The organism is Rhodospirillum sp. A1_3_36 (assembly GCF_047263945.1).
Lineage (GTDB): Bacteria > Pseudomonadota > Alphaproteobacteria > Rhodospirillales > Rhodospirillaceae > Rhodospirillum.
Genome location: NZ_JBLAVB010000008.1, coordinates 119,859 through 142,531 on the forward strand (window position 1 = coordinate 119,859; position 22,673 = coordinate 142,531).

Genomic DNA, 22,673 nt, shown 5'->3' on the forward strand with positions numbered 1-22,673 from the left:
TCCTGAAAATCAGGATTTACGTCAATGGACTTGGGGTGCCAAGGCCTTACCCCCATGGGGGGCCGATTTAGCGGCTGGGACGGGGGCTGAGGCGGGAGGGGATTGTTCCCAGGCCGGGGACGCGCAGGGCCAGGGGGTTGGCATCCAAACCCCAGGAAAGCCCGAGGATATTGACTTCGATTCCCTCTTCCGGAGCCACCGTTACTCCCAGAAGGCCCAAGAGAGAGACCTGGGCTCCACTGCCACTGGGCGCTCGCCCGATGGGGTCGTCGATGGGCCGCCAATCCTTGCCAATGGCCGTGGCGGGCAAATCCACCTTCAGTCCTGGGACGGCGCGGGTCACGTAGGCGAGGAAGGTATTGCTATTGGGGCCGGGGAAGGACCGATAGGTGTTCGGCCAGGGGTAGGAGGCGACGGCTTGCTCAATGGCTGGAATCAGGGCCTGGGCCTCCTCGCCCCGGATGTCGCGCAGCAGGATTGGAGTGGCGCCGAACCATTTGTTGTCCGGACCCATGCGGTTCCATTTTACCTTCGAGCCCCCTCCCCAGCCGGTGACTTCCACCCGGGTATAGCGGGGAGCACCCGCGGGCTTGTAGGTGATCCAGCCATGGACGGCGAAAATGCCCCGCCAGGCATGGGCTCGGGCGGCATAGATCTGGACGATGGCCCCGGGCGTGGTCAGGGGATCCGGAGCCATGCCCGTTGAGCCGCTGTCCGCAGCATGCCAAGGTGTCCCGTCGCCTCCGTTGATCAGGGCGCTGATCCCGATGGGCATGCCAAGGGCAATTGCGAGGATGAGGACGATAAAGGCCGCGCGTTTCATAGGCTGCATTCAAGCGGGGCATTGTGGTGATCATTGGGCGTTGTCTGTGTCCCGACGAATTTCGCAGACGGATCCTTTGGGTCTGTGGACACCGGTCCTCCGAATCCGATATCCCCTGGCTTTCGATGGGCCTGTGGTCTTAAGGGGGCTGCCAGATTTGGCCCTTCCTCTTCTATGTATCTTGGCGGAGGGGTTCTCTTAAAGGTGGTTTCGTACCCTGATATTTCGCTCTTAATGGTGGTTTTGTGGGGTTCATTCAATTAATAGTGTGCGTGATTTTCCAAGGTAGACAGCAACTCTCTATTTTTTAGGGGAGAGGACCGTTTGTATCTTGATCGATTTATGGATGTAATGTACACATTTCCCAACACATCATTATGGATGCCTATTTATGGGCACTTAGACAAAAGTCTACAACAACGCTGACGGAGCTTCAGGTCATGTTTAAAACTTCTCTCTGCTGCGGTGCGGCCCTTGCTGTTCTCGCGGGGACCGCGTGGGCAGGCGAAACGTGGACGGTGGATCAGTGGTCCCCGCCCTACGATTTCAGCAAAAGCCCGACGGAAACCTCCTATACCGCCTTGGATAAGGCGTCCAAGGATTGGAACCTCTGCGTTATTTTTCCGCACCTGAAGGATCCCTACTGGGTTGCGACGGATTTTGGCGTTGTGAGCCAGGCCCGCAAGCTCGGTGTCCGAGCCGATATCTTTGAGTCGGGGGGCTATCCAAATCTCGATAAACAGATCGAACAGGTCAAACATTGCGCGACCGCTGGGACCTATGACGCCATTCTGCTTGGCACGGTGTCCTATGACCTGATGACGCCCACGGTCGTCGAAGCCGCGAAAACTGTTCCCGTATTCGCCACGGTCAATCAGATCCAGGGTGACGGACTTTCGGGCATGGTCGCGGTGAACTGGATCGATTTGGGCCGGGCCGCCGGGCGTTATTTCGTGGAGAACCATCCGGCGGGTTCCACCCCAACCAAGGTGGCCTGGATTCCGGGGCCAGAGACCGCTGGCTGGGTGAAGTTCACCGATCAAGGATTCCGAGAGGTCATCAAGGACGCGGCGGTTGATTTGGTTACGGTCAAATACGGGGATACGGGTAAGGACATTCAGAAGACCCTTGTTGAGGACGCGTTGGATGAGTTTCCCGACGTCGAGTACATCGCCGGAAACGCGGTTGCGATCGAGGCGGCTATGGCGGTCATCCGCCAACGGGGACTTACGGACAAGGTGAAGTTGGTCGCCGATTATTTTACACCCGCGATGTATCGCGGTGTGCGTCGTGGCGTGATTGTCAGTGCGCCTACGGATAGTGCGGCCTTGCAGGGTGTGCTTTCCGTTGATCAGGCCGTCCGTTTTCTGGATGGGAAAACGACTGCAGAGCACATTGGTCCCGTGATTTTCAGTGTGGATAAGTCCAACTCGAAAGACTTTCCGGTTCAGGAATCCTTGGCGCCTTCCGACTTTACACCGGTTTTCAAGGTTCCCTGAAGATCTTCATGTCGTTGATCTGTTCCGGCCCCGAACCTGGGGGCCGGAATGGTCACTTTCGCTGGGTGTACGAAGACACCTTGCCGAATCAGACAATGCGTTTCCCCTGGCGCACTTTTGCAGGGTCTGGTGATTTTATGGTGTCCTTGATCGGATTGCCTGCGTCAGGGCCGGTCTCTCACTTTAAAGTCCCCTACGCGGAGAAAAAAAAAGATGAAGACGATTTCCGTGCGCACAGGTTTGATGCTGGCTTTTGCCTGCATTTCCCTTTTGACTGTGGTCGCAAGTGGAACCGGATTGGCGGTTCTTCACTCGATTAAGGGAAAACAGCAGACAATTCTTGAAAAATCCATCCCCCTTGTTTTGCTCGCCAAGGAACTGGTGACCGATGCCGGGAATCTGAGTCGGCACCGTGAAGAAATGTCCAAGGTGAAGGACGAGGCCGCTTTGGTGTCCCTGCAGAAGGAAGTGGTGGATGCCATATCCGTCATAAAGAAAGATATCCAGGCCTTTCGCGACCTGGATCTGGGTGGAGATCGCGTGGATCAGTTTGAAGAGGTGATCTCTCAGTTTACGGGACACTTGGCGGAATTCTCGTCCGATACCGAGGACCGGGTCCGATTGGGCCAAGCGCGGCAGGTGGCCTACAACCAGATTCTGTCGGAAGCGGGGCGTATGACAGAGTTGTCGGAAAGTCTTGTCGCCAACGGTCGGGCCGACGTCAGCAATGCCCTCTCGACGCTGTACGACCTCATTGAAGATCCTGGCGCAATCGACAAAATCTATGACACCTTGGATACGGTCCTGGATGTCAAGCTTTTCCAATCGGAAGAAATGGCCAGTCTTAAGGTCAACAGTTTGCTGCTGCCCAAACAGGTTGTGGGCATGATGGCTTCGACCGACGCGGAGGATGTCGAGCGCATCGCCGAAGACATCGCCAAGACGTTAACGGCCTTGGAGCGGAATGTCCGGTCGATCCGGAATCCCGACCTGAAAGGCAAGACAGAGGACATCCTGAGCAAACTGAAAAGCTTGATCAAAGTGGGTGAACCGGGCGGCTTTATTGCGATGAGCCGAGATTATCTTGGGGTTCTTGCCCATCTGACGGACTTAAGGTCCAGTGTCTTGGCGCAGGAAAAATCCCTCGCAGCCGTTGCTTCGAAGACAGAGCAGAGCATTCGCGCGGGCATCGATGTGGATAAGGACGCCATGGCCGACGAGGTCGCCTTTGCGCGGACGATTATGATCCTGTTATCGGTGGCTGGCATTCTCATTTCCTTTGCGATTGGGTATTTCTACGTTCGGCGCAATATTCTCTTCCGTCTGGCAGCGCTGAACGATGCGACCCAGCTGTTGTCCGAGGGGCATAAGGACGTGGTCATCCCAAAAGCCACTCAGGACGAATTGGGGCGCATGGCAGCGGCGTTGCAAGTTTTCAAGGAAAATGCCCTGGAGAAGGAGCACCTCGAGAGCCAGCGGCGGGAGGACGAAGAGCGCATGGCCCGGGAGCGAACGGAGGAGATGGCGCGAATCGCCAGAGATTTCGAGACCTCTGTTCTTGGAATCGTCGATTCCCTCGCCGGTCGTGCCCAGGGTATGAGGCGGTCGGCGGAAAGCATGCGAGTGCGGGCGAATGGGGCGGGAGAGCGCACCACCACCGTGGCCACGGTGTCGACGGAGGCTTCGGGAAGCGTTGAGATGGTCGCCGCTGCGGCGGAGGAACTCAGTGCTTCGATCCAAGAGATTTCCAATCAGGTCACGCATTCCACAACCGCGTCAGATGCGGCCGTCGCAGAGGCGCGTCAGATCCGCGAGGACGTGGATGGGTTAAGCGTGGCGTCCGAACGGATCGGCGAGATCGTCGACCTGATCAACGGGATCGCTTCGCAAACCAATCTTTTGGCGCTGAACGCCACGATTGAGGCGGCCCGGGCAGGCGATGCGGGGAAGGGATTCGCTGTCGTTGCCAATGAAGTGAAATCCCTTGCATCGCAATCGACGATGGCAACGGAGGAGATTGGAAGTCAAGTCACCCGTATCCAGGAACAAGTGCAGCGGTCAGTAGGGGCAATTCAAGGGATTGTCGATACGATTGAGAATCTGAATTCCATTTCGGCCACCATTGCCTCATCCATCGACCAACAGCGGTCGGCGACGGCGGAGATTTCGAGGAGCGTCCAAACGGCGGCCCAGGGCGCCCAGGAAGTCAGCCGCGTGATTAAGGACGTGGCCGCGGATGTGGCGGAGACCAGTACCACATCCGGGGAAGTGGTGGACTTCTCGGCACATTTGGTGGACGAGTCGGATACCCTGAAACGGGAAGTGACCCAGTTCCTTGTCAATATCCGAGGACGGTAGTGGAAGACAGGGTGGGGCAAACGGGTCGGTGAGGCTTGAGGAGGGGGAGGAGGAGGTCGTGTCGCTCGTCCTTCCCCGCCGGGCGATGTTTTCCCTGCACAACGCCTGTAAGCTCCGTTATGGTGGCGTCGTTCCCAACCCTGACCGGACTCCCCATGGCTTTCGACGCCCCCCTGGCCTCCGAAATGGAGGCCGATTCGACCGGATCTTCTCCAGATCCCCGTACTCTGCTGGCTGACGTCTGGGGCTTTCAGGATTTTCGCCCCGGGCAAGCGGCGATTATCGAGGCAATTTTGGCCGGGGAGAACGTCCTGGCCATCATGCCCACGGGCGCCGGAAAATCTCTCTGTTACCAGCTTCCGGCCTTGGCCAGTCCGGGGGTAACGGTGGTGGTCTCCCCGCTGATTGCCCTGATGCGGGATCAGGTGGCCCAACTCACCGCCCTGGGGATCGAGGCCGGGGCCCTCAACTCCTCCATCGACATGGAGGAATATCGGCGGATCATGGGAGGGTTGCGCCAGGGTACGCTCAAGTTGCTCTATGTTGCGCCGGAGCGTCTGACCCGACCGGAGACCATCACCCTTCTCCGGGAGAGCAATATCACCACCCTCGCCATTGACGAGGCCCATTGCGTCAGTCAATGGGGCCACGATTTCCGGCCGGAGTATATGGAAATCGGCCGGGTGCGGGAGGAACTGGGCGGGGTGCGCACCGTTGCCTTCACCGCCACAGCGGATGCGGCGACCCGGGACGACATCGCCCGGCGCCTGTTCACCGAGGAACCGCGGATGTTCCTGGGGGGCTTTGATCGCCCGAACCTGCGTCTGGCCATGCGCCCCAAGGGGGATACCAAACGGCGGATTCTGGAGTTTGTCGCGGCCCATAAGGGGGAAAACGGGGTTATCTACTGCTCCAGCCGTGCCCGTACGGAGGAATTGGCCGAGGCCCTGAACGAGGCCGGACACCGGGCCCTCCCCTACCACGCGGGCCTGGAGAAGGGGGTGCGGGACGCCAACCAGGACGCCTTCCTGGCTGAAGACGGACTGGTGGTGGTGGCGACCATCGCCTTTGGCATGGGTATCGACAAGCCCGATGTGCGCTTTGTCTGCCATTGGGACATGCCCAAGAACATCGAATCCTACTACCAGGAAATTGGTCGGGCCGGGCGGGACGGCCTGCCTGCGGATACCCTGACCTTCTATGGCATGGACGACGTGCGACTCCACAGCCAGCGCATTGAGGAAAGTGCATCGAGCGATGAGCAAAAGCGGGTCGAGAACCAGAAGCTCACCGCTCTGCTTGCGCTCTGCGAGGCACCCCGTTGTCGTCGGCAGAGCCTGCTGGCCTATTTCGGCGAGAAGGCGGAGCCCTGCGGCAATTGCGACCTCTGCCTGAATGGGGTGGAGACCTATGATGCCACCATCGATGCCCAGAAGGCCATGTCGGCCATGGCGCGTACGGGCCAGCGCTTCGCCACGGAACATCTGATTAATATTCTTGTGGGTACGGATACGGACGCCATTCGCCAATGGGGCCATGACCGCTTGCCCACCTTTGGTGTGGGCAAGGACCGCCCGCGAACCGTCTGGCGGGGCATCTTCCGTCAGCTCTACGGCGCCGGTCTGATCTCCATGGACATCGCCAACCATGGCCGCTGGCTGATCACCGACGCGGGCAAGGAAGTGCTGGGTGGGCGGGAGACCATCGCCTTGCGGGCTGACGTACTGGAAACGGGCCGTGGCAAACGGGAGCGCGATCGGGGTGAACGGAGCCGCGCCGCTCCGGCCCTGGACCTGGCCGAGGGCGACCGGGCCCTGTTCGACGTCCTGCGCGGCAAGCGACAGGAATTGGCCAAGGAGGCCGGCGTTCCGGCCTATGTGGTTTTCGCCGACCGGACCCTGGTGGAACTCGCCAGCCATCGCCCCAGAACCCGCGACGCCATGCGCGCCATCCACGGCGTCGGTCAGACCAAGATGGCTCGCTACGGCGACGCCTTCCTCAAGGTGATCGAGGACGCGGGGCTGTAGAGCGGAAGGAGACGGAAAACCCAGGGTACACGACAAGGGGGAGTTTTCCAGTCACGGGGCTTTGTCCCGTTCCCCACTGGGGCCGAAAGGCCCCAGACCCCAGGCATTTATTGGCCGAAAGGCCCCAGACCCCAGGTATTTATTGGCCGAAAGGCCCCAGACCCCGGGCTCTTATTTATAAAAGAAAAATGGGGGGCAATTGCCCCCAAATGGGCTTGGGCTATCGCCCAAAAAAGACGAGACACTGTCGTGTACCCTGCTCAGCGTCAGCGCTGGTCACCGCCAAGCACTCCTTCTTGCCTGTTTTGAGGTTTTTGCTGGTGGAAATGCTTCAGTCCTTGAACGTCCAGGTTTCAGTGGAGGCGCCTTGGGTTGTGCCGCACAAGACGCGGACGATTGTGGCAGCTCGGGCGATTGGCGAAGAGGCCATGGGCAAAATTTCCGGGATTGAAACGGCGTGGTTTTCTGTGAGGTGGATCCGCTGGTTTTCTCCCTGATTGGTGGGCTGTCACGGCCCCAGTGGACCGGTCTTGGCTCAAATCGATTTTGATTCGAAACGCGGCCGTTTACCGCCCATCGCTATCGGGCAGGTCCACATGCGCGCCCGATTCGGGTTCGGGCGGCGGTGCTGGCGGGCCGGCCTCGGGCCGGGGGGCGCGCCAATTGGGGTCCATGCGCAGATAGGCCGGGGGCGCCTCGCCCTTCTGGTCCACCCCGAAGTAGAGCGTGGTATGGGGGAAGGGCATCTCGATCCCCTCGGCGTCGAAGGCCTTCTTCATCAGTCGGTTGAACTCCCGGCCGACGAACCACTGCTTGATCGGGCGGGTTTTCAGGCGAGCCTTGATGACTACCGCAGAATCGGCGAATTGATCGACACCGAGGATCTCCAGGGGCTCCAGCAACTCCATGGCGTATTCCAGGTTGGTCCGCAGTTCATCGTCCACCCGGCGCAGAACCTCGCAGACATGGTCCGTATCCTCCCGGTAGGCCACCCCCACTTCCATGACGTAATAGCTGAAGTCCTTGGTCATATTGGTGACGGTTTCCACCGTGCTGAAGGGGATGGTGTGAACGCTGCCGGTCATGTCGCGCAGGCGGATGGAGCGGATGGACAGCCCCTCCACCACGCCGGAATGTCCAGCGACGGTGACCACGTCGCCGACGGCAATGGCGTCCTCAATCAGACAGAAGGCGCCGGTGATGACATCTTGGACGAGTTTCTGGGATCCGAAGCTGATGGCCAGACCCAGGACACCGGCACCGGCCAGGAGGGGGCCAATGTTGACGCCCAATTCCGAAAGCACGATCAGGGAGATGATCAGGATCAGAACGATCATGGCTACAGTCCGGGCCAGGGGAACCAGGGTCCGGACCCGCTGGCCCAGCTCGATGGTCTTACCCTCTTCATCGGTCTCCCGCAGGAAGCGGTCGGCCATGGCGACCACCACCTCCCAGACGGCCAGCCCAATGGCCACCACCAGAGCGATGGACAGGAACCCGCCAATCATCCGCTGCCCCAGGGCACTGGACAGCCAGTCGAGGCTGTTTGCCCCCCAGGACTCCAGAATCACAATAGCGGCAATGAAGGCCAGAATCAGGCCCAGGGCCCCCTTCAGGGCCGAGAGGTATCGGTTGGCCCGGCGCTCCAAGCCCGGGTGACGGCGGTGCATCTCTTCGGAAATGGTGAACAATTTGTCCAAAAGCCCCTTGGCCATCCGGGTCACGGCCCAGGTCACGATAATCGTTGCCAGGGACTTGAGGGTGGCGATGGTGGCGAAGGTGAAGCCGCCGGGAACCTCCAGGAACCACATGAGGAACAGGGCCGTCGCGTAAACCAGGGCGAGGATATGCCAGACCTCCGCCAGGCGACCAATGGCTTTGGCAGCCCGACTTCCTCCGCCCAAGTCAATGATATGGGACCGCAGAACGGAGGAAAGCGTGCGGCGGTTTTGCAGGATAAGCACCGCAAGCAGCCCGAATTCCATCAGTCCGACGGCTTTGCGGGTAAGGGACAGGACCCCTTGGGGCACCAGCATCATATCCAATGCGCCCATCAGGCAGACGCCGACGGCCGCAACCGTACTCATCCGCCGAACCCAGAGATACAGATAGGCGCCCGTTTCGGGGCTGATCGGCAGGATGGACAGGGCTTGGGTGGAGGGCAGGAACAGGACCCGGGCCACATGCTGGATTACCCGGGCCAGGACGAAGGCGACCACCGCCACACTGGAGATGACCCGGGCGGTCAATCCCGCATCGATCAGCGGGAGGGTTAGATTCGTGGCCAGGGCGAAGGCTCCGACGGGCAGCATGTTCAAAAGCAATCGCACCGGAACCAGCAGCCAACGACTATAGACGGGCAGTCCTTCGGCGGCCAGATCAACCCGGGCGCCGGGGTGCTGGATGGCCTTGGCCATCAGCCAGCGGGCGATCAGGCCGACGGAAATGGCCAGCCCGAATTGCCAGACAAAGGTACCCCAGAGGGCTAGGGAGTCGGGTTGGGTCTGCATTTCCAGCCAAAACCAAAGCTGGGGCAGATTATCCACCAGCTTGGCACCGTCGACCAAACCGCTCCAAAGTTCCCGCAGGTGTCGGGTCATGGCCAAGATGAGGTCCTGTTCCTCGTTCTCAATCTCGGTCGAGGGGGCCTCCGATGGGGAAACGTCGTTGACCTTCTGTCCCTGCCCATTCGGCCCAGCACCTTTGAGGGCTTGGATCAGCGCGGCTCGGGCGCGGGGATTTTCCAGGACCCGCTCAAGGGCTTGGATGTCCTGGTCACCCAGGGGGATATCCTGTTCCTGTTCCCCTTGGGTGGTTTTGGGAGTGGGACTGGTGGAGGTGGCGGAGAGCGTTGCCGCCAGGGGCGATTGCGCCTGACCGGTTGCCGCTGACGCCAGGAGTGTCGGAACAAGGGCCACCAAAAGGAGAAGGACAGGGGGGAGCGAGGGAATGAAGCGGCGCATGGTGTCCTGGGGGCTTGGGTTTCCGTGGGCAGGGATATAAGCTTGGCCCGGTCCCGCTTCGGGATCAAGCCATTGAGAATAAGAGGCGCCTCTTTCATGGATGTCACGATCTATCACAATCCCCGCTGTTCCAAGTCTCGGGCCACCCTGGCGCTCCTGGAAGAGAAGGGGATTACGCCCAAGGTTGTCGAATATTTGAAGACCCCGCCCTCGGAGCAGGAGCTGTCCACGATCCTCTCTCTTTTGGGAATGGGACCGAAGGATCTGTTGCGCAAGAAAGAGGCCAAGGATGCGGGTATCGATCCGGCCTTGGATGGCGCGGCGTTGATTGCGGCCATGGTCGCGAACCCCCAGGTGATCGAACGACCCATCGTCTTGACTCCCGGAGCGGCCCGGATCGGCCGCCCGCCCGAAAGCGTTCTGGAGATCCTGTAAGGGAAAGGTTCCCGCTGCCATGGCCCCTTCCGCTCCCCCGTTCGACAAGGATGAAACTTTCCTGGAAACGCCTTCATTCGACGCCGCTTATGATGCCCACCTCGCCGGTCACCTGGAGCGGGCTGAGGCGGGGTATCGTGCCCTGCTGGGCAGGCCTGAAGAGGTGCTTGGAACCCGGACGCTCCTGGCGGCGATCCGCCGGGCGCGGGGCGATAAGGGAGAGGCCGACGTGCTGGAGCGGAGTGAGTTGGCTCCTCTGACCGCCGGGGCGTTGTCCCGATTGGGGTCTGCCCTGTTGGCCATGGATGACCCCGTCGCCGCCCGCGCCCTGGCGCGGACCCTGGTGGATCGGCAGGCCGAGGATCCCGATAGCGGGTCCAACAGTGGCATCGAAGGACTGGTGCTGATGGCCCGTGCCTCCCAGGCCCTGGGGGACCGGGAGGGGGCGGAACGGGTCCTGCGTGCGGCCATCGAGCAAAACCCCGATCATGGGGAGGCGGTCTGTCTGCTCTCTCGCCTCCTGCGCGTCAAGAAAAGGACTGATCTCGCTCTGGATCTGTTGAAACAGACCCTGGAGCGTTGCCCAGGGGATGCGGCACTTTTACGGGAACAGGCTCATGTCCGACTGTCCCGGGGGGACTGGGTGCATGGTTGGCGGGATTTGGCCTTAGCCGAAGAGAGGAAAGCGGCCGCTGGTGAGAGGGGAGCGGTGGGTGGCGCATCCCTTGAGCCCTGGATTGACCCTCCGGCCCCCGGGACGCGGATTTTGGTGCGAGCTTTTGGCCCCGTGGAGGAAACGCTTCTGCTTCTGCGCTTCGCCATCCGTCTCGCCAAGGGAGGGGTGGAGGTTGCCCTGGAAGTGCCCGAGACGCTTTTGCCTCTTCTCGATCTGGTTCACTGTTTTTCCCGCGTTGGCCTCCGGGACAGTCTGGGTCTGGACCATGACCTGATCCTTGATCTTGCGATTTTGCCCGGTTTGATGGGGGGAGACCCTGCGGGCCCCGAGCCCGATGGGGCCTATCTGGAAGTCCCCCTGGAGAGGGTCCTGGGTTGGGGAAACCGTTTGGAGCCCGGGTTGAACCTGGGGCTTGATTGGAGTCGGGCGAGCCGGGAAATCGGCTTGGCTGGGGGGATACCCTTGGAGGATTTGGCTCCCTTGCTCATCCTGCCGGGGGTGAATTGGATTGCCTTGGCTTGGTGGGATGAGGCTGCCCGGGGCGCTGCCGATCCCTGGAGGGCGCGGATCGTTTTTCCCTTCGCCGAGGGAGGAGGAGGAGATGGCGGGGGGCAGCCGGTGTCCGGAACGATTCTTGATACCGCTGCCCTGTTGTTCTCCATGGATCTGGTGGTGACCACGGATTCCGTGGTGGCACACCTCGCTGGAGCCCTGGGGCGCCCTTGCTGGGTGCTTTTGCCCGCTGATGCCGGGTGGTGTTGGGGGACGGAGGGGGAGACAACGCCCTGGTATCCCACGTTGCGTCTGTTCCGACAGCAATGGTCCGATGATTGGCGTGGGCCGGTCTGGACCATTGCAGCCGAGGTGGGGCGGCAATTGGCCGCGACGTCCCGGGATTGACCCGGGCGGAAGCGGGCGGTAATCAAAGGGTCCGCGTTTTTTCCAATCCTTCTTGGACTCGACAACCATGCCGATGATGAGCCTCGACCCGCCCGCCCAGGACCGCGATCTCGCGCTGTCCTCCAATGCCTGGCCCTTCCAGGAGGCGCGCGCCCTGCTCGAGAAACGGCTGAAGGGCAAACTGCCCGACAAGGGATATGTCCTGTTCGAGACAGGGTATGGTCCCTCGGGTCTGCCCCATATTGGCACCTTTGGTGAGGTTGTGCGCACCACCATGGTGCGCAATGCCTTTAAGGTGCTGGCCCCGGACATGCCGACGAAGCTGTTCTGCTTCTCCGACGACATGGATGGCCTGCGCAAGGTGCCGGACAATATCCCCAACAAGGATCTGGTCAAGGCCCACCTGGGCAAGCCCCTGACCCAGGTGCCTGATCCATTCGGCACCCATGACAGCTTTGGCGCCCATAACAACGCCCGCCTTCAGGCGTTTTTGGACAGTTTCGGCTTCGACTATGAGTTCCAGTCGGCGACGGACTGGTATACCTCCGGGCGCTTTGACACGGCGCTGCTCCGGGTGCTGGAGTGTTACGACAAGGTCAAGGACGTGGTCCTGCCCACCCTGGGCGAAGAGCGGCGGGCGACCTACTCACCCTTCCTGCCCGTCTGTCCGGAAACGGGCATCGTCCTGCAGGTGCCGGTGATCCATACCGACGCCAAGGCCGGAACCATCGTCTATAAGCGCGAGGACGGTCAGGAGGTCGAAACCATCGTCACCGGCGGCGCGGTCAAGCTGCAGTGGAAGGCCGACTGGGGCACCCGCTGGTTCGCGCTCGGTGTGGACTACGAAATGTCCGGCAAGGACCTGATCGACTCCGTGAAGCTGTCCAGCCGCATCTGCTCCATTTTGGGTGCCACTTCGCCTCAGAATCTGACCTACGAGCTGTTCCTGGATGCCCAGGGTCAGAAGATTTCCAAGTCCAAGGGCAATGGCCTGTCTGTTGAGGACTGGCTGAAGTACGGCAATGCCGAAAGCTTGGCCCTGTTCATGTACCAGAAGCCCAAGGCGGCCAAGCGGTTGCATTTCGACGTGATCCCCCGGGCCATCGACGAATACCTGACCTTCGTGGAAAAGTTCCCGGGACAGGACGAAAAGACCCAATTGGCCAACCCTGCCTGGCATATCCACGGTGGTCGGCCACCGGAGGAAAAGGCGCATCTGTCCTATTCCATCCTGCTCAATCTGGTCAGTGTCTGCCATTCGGAGGATCCGGCGGTTCTCTGGCACTACATCAGCCGCTATGCACCGGGCGCAACACCCGAAAACGCTCCGATGCTGGGTGTTCTGGTGGAGCGGGCCATCGCCTATTACAAGGACTTCGTCCTGCCCGAGAAGACCTACCGTTCGGCGACGGAAGCAGAAATCGCCGCGATGGCGGAACTGCGGACCAAGTTGGCCGAGCTGCCCGACTCGTTCAGCGCTGAGGAGGCCCAAAACATGGTCTACGAGGTGGGCAAGGGCCATGAGAACCTGGGCGACCTGAAGGCTTGGTTCCAGGTGCTCTATCAGGTGCTGTTGGGTCAGGATCAGGGGCCGCGCATGGGAACCTTCATCGCGCTTTATGGTGTCAAGGAGACCTTGGCCCTGCTTGATCGGGCGATTGCAGGCGAGGATCTGAGCAAATAGCGGTCACGGTCTGGACGGGTATTGGTGCGATCGGCCGCCTTCGTGGTCGGGATCATCGCTTTGGGAGAGCCGGTGAATGCCACAGGGCTGCTCGCTGCGGGATCGATCCTGTCCGGGCTGACCTTGATGAAGGTGTCGAGTCCTTTGTGAAATGGTTAGAGCATCGCGTGGACCGGAAAACCGGTTCCCAGTTTTCCGCTCGATGCTCTCGACTGAAACTGGATCATCTTGAGTCAAGCTGGCCCAGTTTCAGTCTAATTCTATAAATTTTAGAGTAATCCGAGATCAAGTTGCCCTCTTCGATGCAGAAGGGGGGCGGTTCAGGTCGACGAGACGGCGCGCGCGGCCTGATCATAGATGCCCGACAGGCCGCGTAGCAGGGTGGCCATGCGGCTGAGATCCTTCCCATCGGCGTCCATGGAGCGGATGGTGTCCACTAGGCAGCGTTCCCGCAGATCCCGGTATTCCTGGCAGGTTTGGGCCCCTTTTTCGGTGGAGAGATAGAATTTCTCCTTGCCTCGGCGCTTGCTCTCCACAAGTTCGGCTTTCATCAGCTTTTTCAGGGAATAGTTCACGGTGTGTTGGTCCTCTATATTGAGGACGAAGCAGATGTCCGACAGGCGTTTCGCCCGTTTGCGATGGTTGCAGTTATGCAGAACCAGGATATCCAGTGGGCTGAAGTCCGTGAATCCGGCCGCCGCCATGCAGCGGGTCATCCATCGACTGAAGGCGTTGAAGGCGACGATCAGCCCATATTCGTATTCGCTCAACCGCCAGGCTGCCGTTGAAGCCAGATGGTCCGAGGAGACGATCATCGGTTGAGCAGCCAGGGTAGTTTGGCAATTCGTCTCCTCAAACAGGCTGTTGGAGGGGTGGTTTGGTTCGTCGCTCATTGGTTTTATCCACTACATTCGGTTGGGCAGCCAGATGGCGATGTCGGGGACGAGGGTCAGCAGGACCAGAGCCACCGCCATCAGCAGGAAAAAGGGTAGGGCCGCCCAGGCGATACTCAGCATGTTCTTGCCGGTCAAGGATTGGATGACGAACAGGTTGAAGCCCACCGGCGGGGTGATCTGCGACATCTCCACGACGATGACCAGGAAAATGCCGAACCAGATGGGGTCGATGCCCGACGCCTCAATCATCGGCTGGATGATGGAGGTGGTCAGAACGACAATGGAAATGCCGTCCAGGAAACAGCCCATCACAACGAAAAACACCGTCAACGCGGCGAGCAGGGCATAGGGAGACAGCTCCATGGCGGCGATCCATTGCGCCAGACCCGCCGGGAGTCCCGTGAACCCCATGGCCAGCGTCAGGAAGCTGGCGCCCGCCAGGATAAAGACGATCATGCAAGAGGTGCGGGTTGCGGCCAGCAAGCCCTCCATGAGGGTTTTCCGGGTCAGGTCCCTGGAGAGGAAGGACAGCACCAGCGCCAGAAACACCCCAACGGCTGCGGCATCGGTGGGGCTGGCGATCCCGGCGTAGATGGAGCCGATCACCCCGGCGATCAACAACAGCACCGGCGCGAGGCGGGGCAGGGAGCGCAGGCGCTCCGGCCACCCGCAGAGGGGACCGGGTGGTGGGGGCACGGCCTTGGGATGGATCAGGGCCCAGATCACGACGAAGCCGACGAACAGGCCCATCAGCATGAGGCCGGGCAGGATCCCCGCCATGAACAGTCGGGCGATGGATTGCTCCGTGGCGACGCCGTAGACGATGAGGATGATGGACGGTGGGATGAGCAATCCCAGCGTCGCCGACCCGGCGAGTGTGCCCAGCACCATCTTCTGATCGTAGCCCCGGCGGCTCAATTCCGGAATCGCCATCTTGCCCACCGTCGCCGCGGTTGCTGCGGAGGAACCGGAAACCGCAGCAAAAATACCGCAGCCGAAGATGTTCACATGCAGCAGACGACCCGGCAGGTGGGTGACCCAGGGGACGAGCCCCTCGAACAGGTCGTCGGACAGGCGGGAGCGGAAGAGGATCTCGCCCATCCAGATGAACAGCGGCAGGGCGGCCAGGGACCAGGCGTTGATTCCTCCCCAGATGGTCGAGGCCATCAACGGCCCCCAGGGCGCGCTGGTGAACAAAGCCATGCCGACCACGCCGACGCCAATCAGGGCCAGGGACACCCAAAGGCCCGCGCCGAGGAACAGGAACAGGAGCAGGGCCAGGACGAGGGAGGAATGCAGAAGGTCGTCCATGTCAGTCCTCCCTGGTCAGGTCGTCGGCGCTGGACAGGCGGGTGGCAAGGGGGGCGCCGCCCCGGATCAGAAACACGAGGGTGTCCAACAGGCCGATGGTGAAGGTGGTTGCTCCCAGGGCCATGGTGGATTGGGGCAGGAACAGGGGAACGCTCACCAAGCCGCTGGAAGTGTCGCCATAGGACCAGCTTTCCAGGACCAAGGCCCAGCTATACCAGGACAGCAGAGCCGAAAGAACGAGCGCCGCCCCGGTGGACAGGATGTCCGCCCCCCGCTTCAGGGGTGGGGGCAAGGCCTGCAAGAGAAGCCCGACGCGGATATGTCCGCCCTCCTGAAAGGTATGGGCGAGCGCGAGAAAGGTGCCGCCGACCAGGAAGAACCCAGCGAAATCGGCATAGGAGGGGACGACGAATCCCCAATACCTCCCCGTCATCGCATGGACCAGGACATCGAGGACGTTCGCCCCCACCTGGGCGAGGACGACCCCAAAGATAGCGACCAGGAACAGGGCGCCCAAATAGCCGCTGATCAGGTAAAGGCGGTCGAGGAAACCACGCATGGGGCATCACCTTCCTTTGGTGGGGCCCGTTGTGGGGCCTTTGGTTGGTCGGGATACGAAAAGGGCGCGGGCCGCTGAATAAAGCCGCCCGCTACCGCCTCGGGATCACTTGTTGTAGGCGTCCAGGATGGCCTTGCCGTCATCCCCGGCGCTTTTGACCCATTCTGCGGCCATGGTCGCGCCGGCCTTGGCGAAGGCTTCCTTCAACGTTTCGGACGGGGCAGCCACAGTGATGCCGTTCTCGGCCAGGATCTTGGTTTTGGTGTCGGTTTCGGCCATGCTCATCTTCAGTCCTCGGGCTTCGGCAGCGGCGGCGGCGTCCAGGACGGCCTTTTGAACATCGGCGCTCAGGGCGTCGAAGGCACGGGCGTTCACCACCACGACGTTCTTCGGCAACCAGGCGCGGGTGTCATAGTAATGGTCCAGGAAATCCCAGGCCTTGGAATTGGCGCCTGTGGAGGGCGAGGTGATCATGGCCTGGACAACGCCGGTGGCGAAGGCCTGGGGAATGTCGGGCACTTCCACCTGGGTTGGTACGGCGCCCAAAAGCTGGGCCATGCGCTCCAGGGAGGGATTGTTGGTGCGCATCTTGACACCCTTCAGGTCGTCCGGTCCCTCTACGGCGCCCTTGGTATAGAGTCCCTGGGGCGGCCAGGGCACCGCGTACAGAACCTTAAGGCGCTGTTCAGCCAGCTTTTTCTCGACCAGCGGGCGGGAGGCGGCCCACAGTTTGGCGGCCTCCTCGTAGCTGGTGGCCAGGAAGGGGAGGGAATCGACGGCGAAGACGGGATCCTCGTTGGCGAGGCGGGAAAGGAAGAATTCGCCGATGGGGACGGTGCCGCTGCGGACCGCGTTCTTGATCTCCGGATGCTTGATCAGGGATCCGGCGCTGTGGACGGTGATCTTCAGCTCTCCATTGGTGGCTTTGTCCACGTCCTCGGCGAATTGGCGGATGTTCTGGGTATGGAAGGTGGCGTCCGGATAGGGCGTGGGCATGTTCCAGTCCTCGGCCATTGCCGGGGCCGCTCCCAGAAAAAAGGTTCCCAAGGACAGGGTGACAGCGGCGGAAGCCGCCAGGGCACGCAGGTGAGCCATCGTCTGATCTCCCAAATCAGGGTCTTTCGAAAAGGCGCACCCCCCAAGGGTGCTCCCCACACCATTGAAACGTCGACATAACGTTGATAAATTGTCAATGTCTTTTCAAAATGCCTGCTGCGACTCATCAGAAGAGGACTGCCCCTTGGAGCACCTGACCCTAAGACCCCTTGGAGATTCAGCCTTCACCATCGATCTTGCCGAGGGGGTGGGCGAGGAGGCGACCCGCCGCATGGCCCGGGCCATGCGGCTGTTGCAGACGGCGGTGGAGGTGGGGCGAATCTCCGGGCTGGTGGAGGTGGTGCAGGCTCTGCGCTCGGTTACCGTCCACTATGATCCCCTCGCCACGCGCTGCGCGGAGATCGAAGCCTCGGTGCTGGGGGTCCTGGCTGAGGGCGCCGAAGACGCGGTGGGGACGGAGCGCCAATGGCGGCTGCCCGCCTGTTACGATCCAGCCCTGGCTCCGGACCTGGAAGACGCGGCGCGAAGCCTGGACCTGTCGCCGGACGAGGTGGTGGCACGCCACCTGGAGCAGGTGTTCCGGGTCCATATGATCGGTTTTCTTCCCGGGTTCCCCTTCATGGGCGACCTGCCCGAGGGGCTGCGTCTGCCCCGGCGCGCTGAACCGCGGACGCGGGTTCCGGCGGGCTCCCTCGCCATGGCCGACCGTATGACCGCCGTCTATCCTTGGGAGAGCCCCGGCGGTTGGACCCTGATCGGGTTTTGTCCGGTGCCTCTGTTCTCTGCCAAGTGGGCGCATCCTGCCCTGTTGGCTGCGGCGGACCGGGTCCGTTTCGAGCCTGTCTCTGCGTCCGAGGTGAAGACCTTGGCCGCAGACTATGCGGCGGGTCGGCGTGATCCCCATGATTTGGTGGAGGCGCAGTCATGACAGCCTTGCTGGAGATCCTCGCGCCTGGGGCAATGACCACGGTCCAGGATTTGGGGCGGACCGGGTTCCGGGGGCAGGGCGTTCCCCTGGCCGGTGTTCTCGACCGGGTCACCCTGCGTCTGGTCAATGCTTTGTTGGGCAATGACCCGGGGGAAGCGGCCCTGGAAGTCCGGTTGACCGCTCCGCGCATCCGGGTCGGGGATGCCCCCCTGCGGCTTGGCCTCGGGGGGGATGTGTCCGCCCGGGTTGCCCGGAATGGCAAAACCGTTGAGGCCTCCCCCTGGACCACGCTCACCCTGGAGCCCGGGGAGACCGCAGAGATTCGGCTGATCCATGGCGCCATGGTGGGGGTGGTGGGTATCGCGGGGGGGATGGATCTGCCTCCGGTGCTGGGGAGTCGGTCCACCTACGTTCGGGCGGGAATCGGCGGGGTACAGGGCCGTGCCCTGGTCGAGGGGGATCGGTTGCGATGCCGAGCTCCCGCACCCAAGGGGGCAGAGCGCCGTTTGGCGGACCCCTTTCCAATGGGAGGCGGCCCGATCCGGGTGCTTCCCGGCCCCCAGGAGGACTTCTTTACCGCCGAGGCCCTGGAGACGCTGTTCTCCGCCGACTACGAGGTGACCAAGGATTTGGACCGGATGGGGATCCGTTTGAGCGGCCCTTCCCTGGCCCATCACCCAGAGCGGGGCGCGGAAATCCTGTCCGAAGGCATGGCGCCGGGCTGCATTCAAGTGCCAGGGAGTGGTCAACCCATCCTGGTCTTGGCCGACGGGCAGACGGTTGGGGGCTATCCCAAGCCGGGCGTGGTGATTTCCGCCGACTTGCCCCGGCTCGCGGCGCTTCGCCCAGGAGACCGTCTCCGCTTTCAGGCGGTGACCCAGGAGGAGGCTGAAGCAGCCCTGGATCATCTGGAAGGGCGTATCCGGGAGGCGGTTGCGGCCATCACGGAGGATAAATTGGTCGACGGATATGACCTGGAGGCGTTACAGAGCGGTAATCTCATCGGCGGCGTGGTCGATATGGCCCGACCCGACCATTTTCCCGGACATTTGGAGGAGACACCGCCATGCAGGTGAACTTGAACGCAGATATGGGCGAGAGCTTTGGCATGTACTGCATGGGCGATGACGAGGCGCTTCTGTCCATTGTCGGCACTGCGAATGTGGCCTGTGGGTTCCACGGGGGGGATCCCACGGTCATGCGCGGGACCATTGCGCTTGCTCGGGATAATGGGGTGAGCATCGGCGCCCATCCTTCCTTCCCCGATTTGGCGGGCTTCGGGCGCCGGTTCATGGCCATGGCGCCCAAGGATCTGGAGGCGGCGCTGCTTTATCAATTGGCCGCCCTGGAGGGTGTCGCCCGGGTGGAAGACCACGCCATGACCCATGTGAAGCCCCATGGGGCGCTCAACAATGCGGCCTGCGAGGATGCGGAGCTGGCGGGGCTGATTGCCCGGACCGTGGCCCTGTTTGGCAAGGACTTGATCCTCCTCGCCCCGGCCCTGTCTGAGCTGGAAAAGGCGGGACGGGAGGCGGGGTTGCGGGTCGGCATTGAGGTCTTCGCCGACCGGGCCTATACGGAAACCGGATCCCTGGTTCCCCGGAGCCAACCGGGTGCCATGGTCGAGGGGGCGGAGGCCTCGCTGTCCCATGTGACAGCCATGCTTGATGCGGGAGGGCTGGTCACCCGTGACGGCAAGGTCCTGCCCACGGAGATCCATAGCGTCTGCGTCCATGGGGATGGCGCCCATGCGGTGGCCGCAGCCCGGGCACTCCGCAATGGACTGAAAGCCCGGGGCGCGACGCTGGCCCCCTTGGACCGCATTTTGGCGTGATCTTGGTGTGGAGACCGATCGACTTTATCTGACAGAAGTTTCGTTCGGAGATGGATGATCTTTTTTGGGGAGAGGGGCAGGAACGGCTTTCGGAGGGAAAAAGAAAAGGCGCTGGAGACAAATGAGAATAATCGGGACCAACGGTCTCTTGCCTTCGAAGGCCGGGACAGACATCATGGCGTTTCCGTAATAGTCTTGGACTTTTAAAGGGTCTGTTTCGTGTCATTATCCGTTCGCCCGATCCGCGCTGAAGACAAGGATAGCTTTCTCCCCCTGTGGCAGGGGTATTGCACCTTCTACGAAGCGAACGTTCCTTCGGTCGTGACGGAAGGGCTCTGGACCCGTCTCATCGATCCCGAGGATTGGGCCGTCCGCGCTTTGGTCGTGGTTGACGAGACTGACCGGCCCATGGGCTTTGCTACTCTGGTCACCCACCCCGGGACCTGGACCCTCCGGCCCGTTGGATATCTGGAAGACCTGTTCGTCGATCCTGGGGCGCGGGGATTGGGTAAGGGGCGGCAATTGATCGAGGCCTGCATGGCCCTTGGGCAGCGGGAGGGCTGGTCAAAGCTCTATTGGCGCACCAATCCCGACAACCGCCGTGCTCAGGTGCTCTATGAAAAGCTTGCCCGGAAGGGCGACTGGATTCACTTTGAGGTGAGGCTTAATGATGGATGAGGGCTTGGTCGTGGATCCAACCGACGACCCCTTCCCTTCGCCCGAGGATGCGGAGCCCCCCCCTTCGGGCGAAGACGAGGAAGCTCCCTCTTCCGACGAAGACGAGGAGGTTCTGCCTTCCGATCTCGCGGGGCGCCTGGCGGTTTGGTCTTCGGATTTGCGGCTTGACCGGATTCCCAGCGAGGTAATTCACGCTGCGCGCCGATCCCTTCTGGATGTCACTGGCTGTGCCCTGGCGGGAACGACGACACCCCTGTCAAAGGCGATACGGGCCACGGCGCCCCGACTTTATGCCGAGGGGAAATGCCATGTGATGGGGGATTCGGCCCGGCTGAACCCCGTGGGGGCGGCCATGGTCAATGGCGTGGCTTGTCATGCCCTCGAATTTGACAACACCCTTGCGTCCGGGCGGGTCCATGCAGCGGCGATGGTCTTTCCTGCGGTCCTGGCCGCGACCGAGGCCAGCAGCGCGGCACCCCTGGACATGATGGCGGGCTTTATTGCGGGTATGGAGGTTGCCGGGGTTATTGGCGCCGCCGTGGCCGGGCCGGTGGTTGCGCGCGGTTGGTCGATCAGCGGTCTGGCCGGGCTGATGGGAGCCGTTGCTGGTGTGGCTAGGGCCTTTCGTCTGGATTCCGGAACCACGGCCCATGCCCTGCGGCTCGCCGTGGCCAAGGGTGGAGTGATGTCGATCAGCGAGGGAACCTCGGCCCGTTCGACGGCTCTGGCCGGGTTGAGCGAGGAGGCTGTCAAGGTCTGTCTCTTTGCGAACGATGGCATGGCCGGTCCGGACAGAGCTCTGGAAGGTTGGGGCGGGGCTTTCGCCGTGTTGGCGGGGCCGAAACCCAAGGGTGCCCCCAATCCCTGGGGGGGGTTAGGGAAAACCTGGTTCCTGACCGATCCGGGTTTGTCGTTCAAGCTGCACCCCCTGACGTCCGGGATCTTGCCCGCCGTGGAGGAAGCTGCGAACCTGCTCAGCGTCCATCGCATTCCCAGCAACCGGGTCACCCGGGTGACCTGTCAAATGGAAGCCGGTGCGGTGGCCCGTTTGTTCTCCGGGGATCCGCATACCGTTCCCCAGGCGCAGCATTCCCTGCGTTTTGCCATCGGGTGTCTATTGACCTTTGGTCAGCTCAATGTCTCTCACCTGCGTCGGTCGGTTCTGGAAGGGCCTGGGCTGGAGGAAGCGATGGCCAAGGTCCGGGCTGTTCCCGCAACGGGCAGTCTGGGTATCGACGCGGCGGTTTTTGAGACCAACCCTCAGGCGGCCCGGGTGATTATTGAAGTCGACGGGAGAGAACCGGTTATGGGATTGCGCTTGGGGGCGACGGGAAGGCCGGAGCTTCCCCTGTCTGACCGCCAGATCGAGGCCAAGTTTCTGGCCAATACCCGTCTGGCTGGGATAGACGAACCGAAGGCCCAATTGATGGCGCGCCGTGTCTGGGAAATGCCCGGCTGATACCCCACCAAAAGCGGTGGCCTTTTCCGCATCCTGTCAGGGCCTTTCGGCCAATAAATGTCCGGGGTCTGGGGCCTTTCGGCCAAGAAATGCCTGGGGTCTGGGGCCTTTCGGCCCCAGTGGGGGACGGGGCAAAGCCCCGTGACGGGAAAACACCCCTGTCGTGTTCTCTGCCGTGACTCAGAAAAGACGCTCTAAGATTTTGTTTTATCGCATTTTTTATGCGCAAAACCGGTGGCCAGTTTTGCTCAAAATGCTCTAAAAAGGGCGGAGCATTGTCCTTTTCTTCCATCCAGACGCAGCCGAGGTTTGCCATGTCCGAAGCCGATGCCCCCAAGCCCGAAATGTTCGATGAGATCAACGCGCTCTTCGGAACCATCGCCGATGCCTTCAAACTGAATGCAGACGGTTTGGCCAAGGCCCTGGAGGATGGCTCCATGGCCTTGGACATGGGCCAAAACGAGGATGGCGACCGTTTTGTCGCGGCGACTTATACCCAGAACGGGGAAAGCCGGACCTGTCGAATTTTTAACGACGGGATCCGCGAGGACAAAGAGCAAGAGCAGGGTCCGTCAAAGGCGTAAGGA

19 protein-coding genes are annotated in these 22,673 nt (G+C 61.6%); 13 read left to right on the top strand and 6 right to left on the bottom strand.

From position 1 onward, the window contains the following. Window positions 1-67: 67 nt before the first annotated feature. Window positions 68-823 (bottom strand): DUF3750 domain-containing protein, encoded by a 756-nt coding sequence (locus ACLIRY_RS17040; protein WP_413206616.1) that lies wholly within the window; start codon window positions 821-823, stop codon window positions 68-70. Between the two features lie 440 nt (window positions 824-1,263). Here ACLIRY_RS17040 and torT point away from each other — a divergent pair, with 440 nt between their 5' ends. The 3 genes from torT (at window position 1,264) to recQ (ending at window position 6,707) form a co-directional block, all read left to right on the top strand. Next, window positions 1,264-2,322: a TMAO reductase system periplasmic protein TorT gene (gene torT, locus ACLIRY_RS17045; RefSeq protein WP_413206617.1), complete on the top strand. Its 1,059-nt coding sequence runs from the start codon at window positions 1,264-1,266 to the stop codon at window positions 2,320-2,322. Window positions 2,323-2,535: 213 nt separating this feature from the next. Next, window positions 2,536-4,680 (top strand): methyl-accepting chemotaxis protein, encoded by a 2,145-nt coding sequence (locus tag ACLIRY_RS17050; protein WP_413206618.1) that lies wholly within the window; start codon window positions 2,536-2,538, stop codon window positions 4,678-4,680. A gap of 155 nt (window positions 4,681-4,835) precedes the next feature. Then, the gene (gene recQ / locus ACLIRY_RS17055) at window positions 4,836-6,707 is read left to right on the top strand and encodes a DNA helicase RecQ (protein ID WP_413206619.1); all 1,872 of its coding nucleotides are present in this window, start codon (window positions 4,836-4,838) and stop codon (window positions 6,705-6,707) included. A gap of 566 nt (window positions 6,708-7,273) precedes the next feature. On the opposite strand, the gene ACLIRY_RS17060 is transcribed toward recQ, so the two are convergent. Next, window positions 7,274-9,670, bottom strand: a complete 2,397-nt coding sequence (locus ACLIRY_RS17060) for a mechanosensitive ion channel domain-containing protein (RefSeq protein WP_413206620.1) — start codon at window positions 9,668-9,670, stop codon at window positions 7,274-7,276. Between the two features lie 96 nt (window positions 9,671-9,766). Here ACLIRY_RS17060 and arsC point away from each other — a divergent pair, with 96 nt between their 5' ends. From arsC to ACLIRY_RS17080, 4 genes are all read left to right on the top strand, one after another. Beyond that, on the top strand, window positions 9,767-10,105 hold the full coding sequence (arsC, locus tag ACLIRY_RS17065; protein WP_413206621.1) for an arsenate reductase (glutaredoxin): 339 nt from the start codon (window positions 9,767-9,769) through the stop codon (window positions 10,103-10,105). Window positions 10,106-10,124: 19 nt separating this feature from the next. Then, window positions 10,125-11,681, top strand: a complete 1,557-nt coding sequence (locus tag ACLIRY_RS17070; RefSeq protein ID WP_413206622.1) for a hypothetical protein — start codon at window positions 10,125-10,127, stop codon at window positions 11,679-11,681. 67 nt (window positions 11,682-11,748) lie between these two features. Next, the gene (locus ACLIRY_RS17075; RefSeq protein ID WP_413206623.1) at window positions 11,749-13,365 is read left to right on the top strand and encodes a lysine--tRNA ligase; all 1,617 of its coding nucleotides are present in this window, start codon (window positions 11,749-11,751) and stop codon (window positions 13,363-13,365) included. A gap of 24 nt (window positions 13,366-13,389) precedes the next feature. After that, window positions 13,390-13,515, top strand: a complete 126-nt coding sequence (locus tag ACLIRY_RS17080; RefSeq protein WP_413206624.1) for a hypothetical protein — start codon at window positions 13,390-13,392, stop codon at window positions 13,513-13,515. Window positions 13,516-13,685: 170 nt separating this feature from the next. On the opposite strand, the gene ACLIRY_RS17085 is transcribed toward ACLIRY_RS17080, so the two are convergent. From ACLIRY_RS17085 to ACLIRY_RS17100, 4 genes are all read right to left on the bottom strand, one after another. Continuing rightward, complete coding sequence (locus tag ACLIRY_RS17085; RefSeq protein ID WP_413206625.1) at window positions 13,686-14,258, bottom strand: winged helix DNA-binding protein; 573 nt, start codon at window positions 14,256-14,258, stop codon at window positions 13,686-13,688. Between the two features lie 12 nt (window positions 14,259-14,270). Further along, a complete protein-coding gene (locus ACLIRY_RS17090) occupies window positions 14,271-15,572 on the bottom strand; it encodes a TRAP transporter large permease (RefSeq protein WP_413206626.1) in 1,302 nt (433 codons plus the stop codon). A gap of 1 nt (window position 15,573) precedes the next feature. After that, window positions 15,574-16,131, bottom strand: coding sequence for a TRAP transporter small permease (locus tag ACLIRY_RS17095; RefSeq protein ID WP_413206627.1), 558 nt, complete (start codon window positions 16,129-16,131; stop codon window positions 15,574-15,576). Window positions 16,132-16,236: 105 nt separating this feature from the next. Continuing rightward, window positions 16,237-17,226: a TRAP transporter substrate-binding protein gene (locus tag ACLIRY_RS17100; RefSeq protein ID WP_413206628.1), complete on the bottom strand. Its 990-nt coding sequence runs from the start codon at window positions 17,224-17,226 to the stop codon at window positions 16,237-16,239. A 97-nt stretch (window positions 17,227-17,323) separates the two neighbouring features. Between ACLIRY_RS17100 and pxpB the strand changes: the two genes are divergently transcribed. From pxpB to ACLIRY_RS17130, 6 genes are all read left to right on the top strand, one after another. Next, window positions 17,324-18,115 carry a 5-oxoprolinase subunit PxpB gene (pxpB, locus tag ACLIRY_RS17105; protein ID WP_413206629.1) on the top strand — a complete coding sequence of 264 codons (792 nt, stop codon included), beginning with the start codon at window positions 17,324-17,326 and terminating at the stop codon, window positions 18,113-18,115. After that, a complete protein-coding gene (locus tag ACLIRY_RS17110) occupies window positions 18,112-19,191 on the top strand; it encodes a biotin-dependent carboxyltransferase family protein (RefSeq protein ID WP_413206630.1) in 1,080 nt (359 codons plus the stop codon). The genes pxpB and ACLIRY_RS17110 overlap by 4 nt, the downstream gene beginning before the upstream one ends. Further along, complete coding sequence (locus ACLIRY_RS17115; protein ID WP_413206631.1) at window positions 19,182-19,949, top strand: LamB/YcsF family protein; 768 nt, start codon at window positions 19,182-19,184, stop codon at window positions 19,947-19,949. Before ACLIRY_RS17110 ends, ACLIRY_RS17115 begins: the two co-directional genes overlap by 10 nt. Window positions 19,950-20,168: 219 nt before the next feature. After that, on the top strand, window positions 20,169-20,627 hold the full coding sequence (locus ACLIRY_RS17120) for an N-acetyltransferase family protein (RefSeq protein ID WP_413206632.1): 459 nt from the start codon (window positions 20,169-20,171) through the stop codon (window positions 20,625-20,627). Further along, window positions 20,617-22,086, top strand: a complete 1,470-nt coding sequence (locus tag ACLIRY_RS17125; protein WP_413206633.1) for an MmgE/PrpD family protein — start codon at window positions 20,617-20,619, stop codon at window positions 22,084-22,086. Before ACLIRY_RS17120 ends, ACLIRY_RS17125 begins: the two co-directional genes overlap by 11 nt. 314 nt (window positions 22,087-22,400) lie before the next feature. Beyond that, the gene (locus tag ACLIRY_RS17130; protein WP_413206634.1) at window positions 22,401-22,670 is read left to right on the top strand and encodes a hypothetical protein; all 270 of its coding nucleotides are present in this window, start codon (window positions 22,401-22,403) and stop codon (window positions 22,668-22,670) included. Window positions 22,671-22,673: the final 3 nt, after the last annotated feature.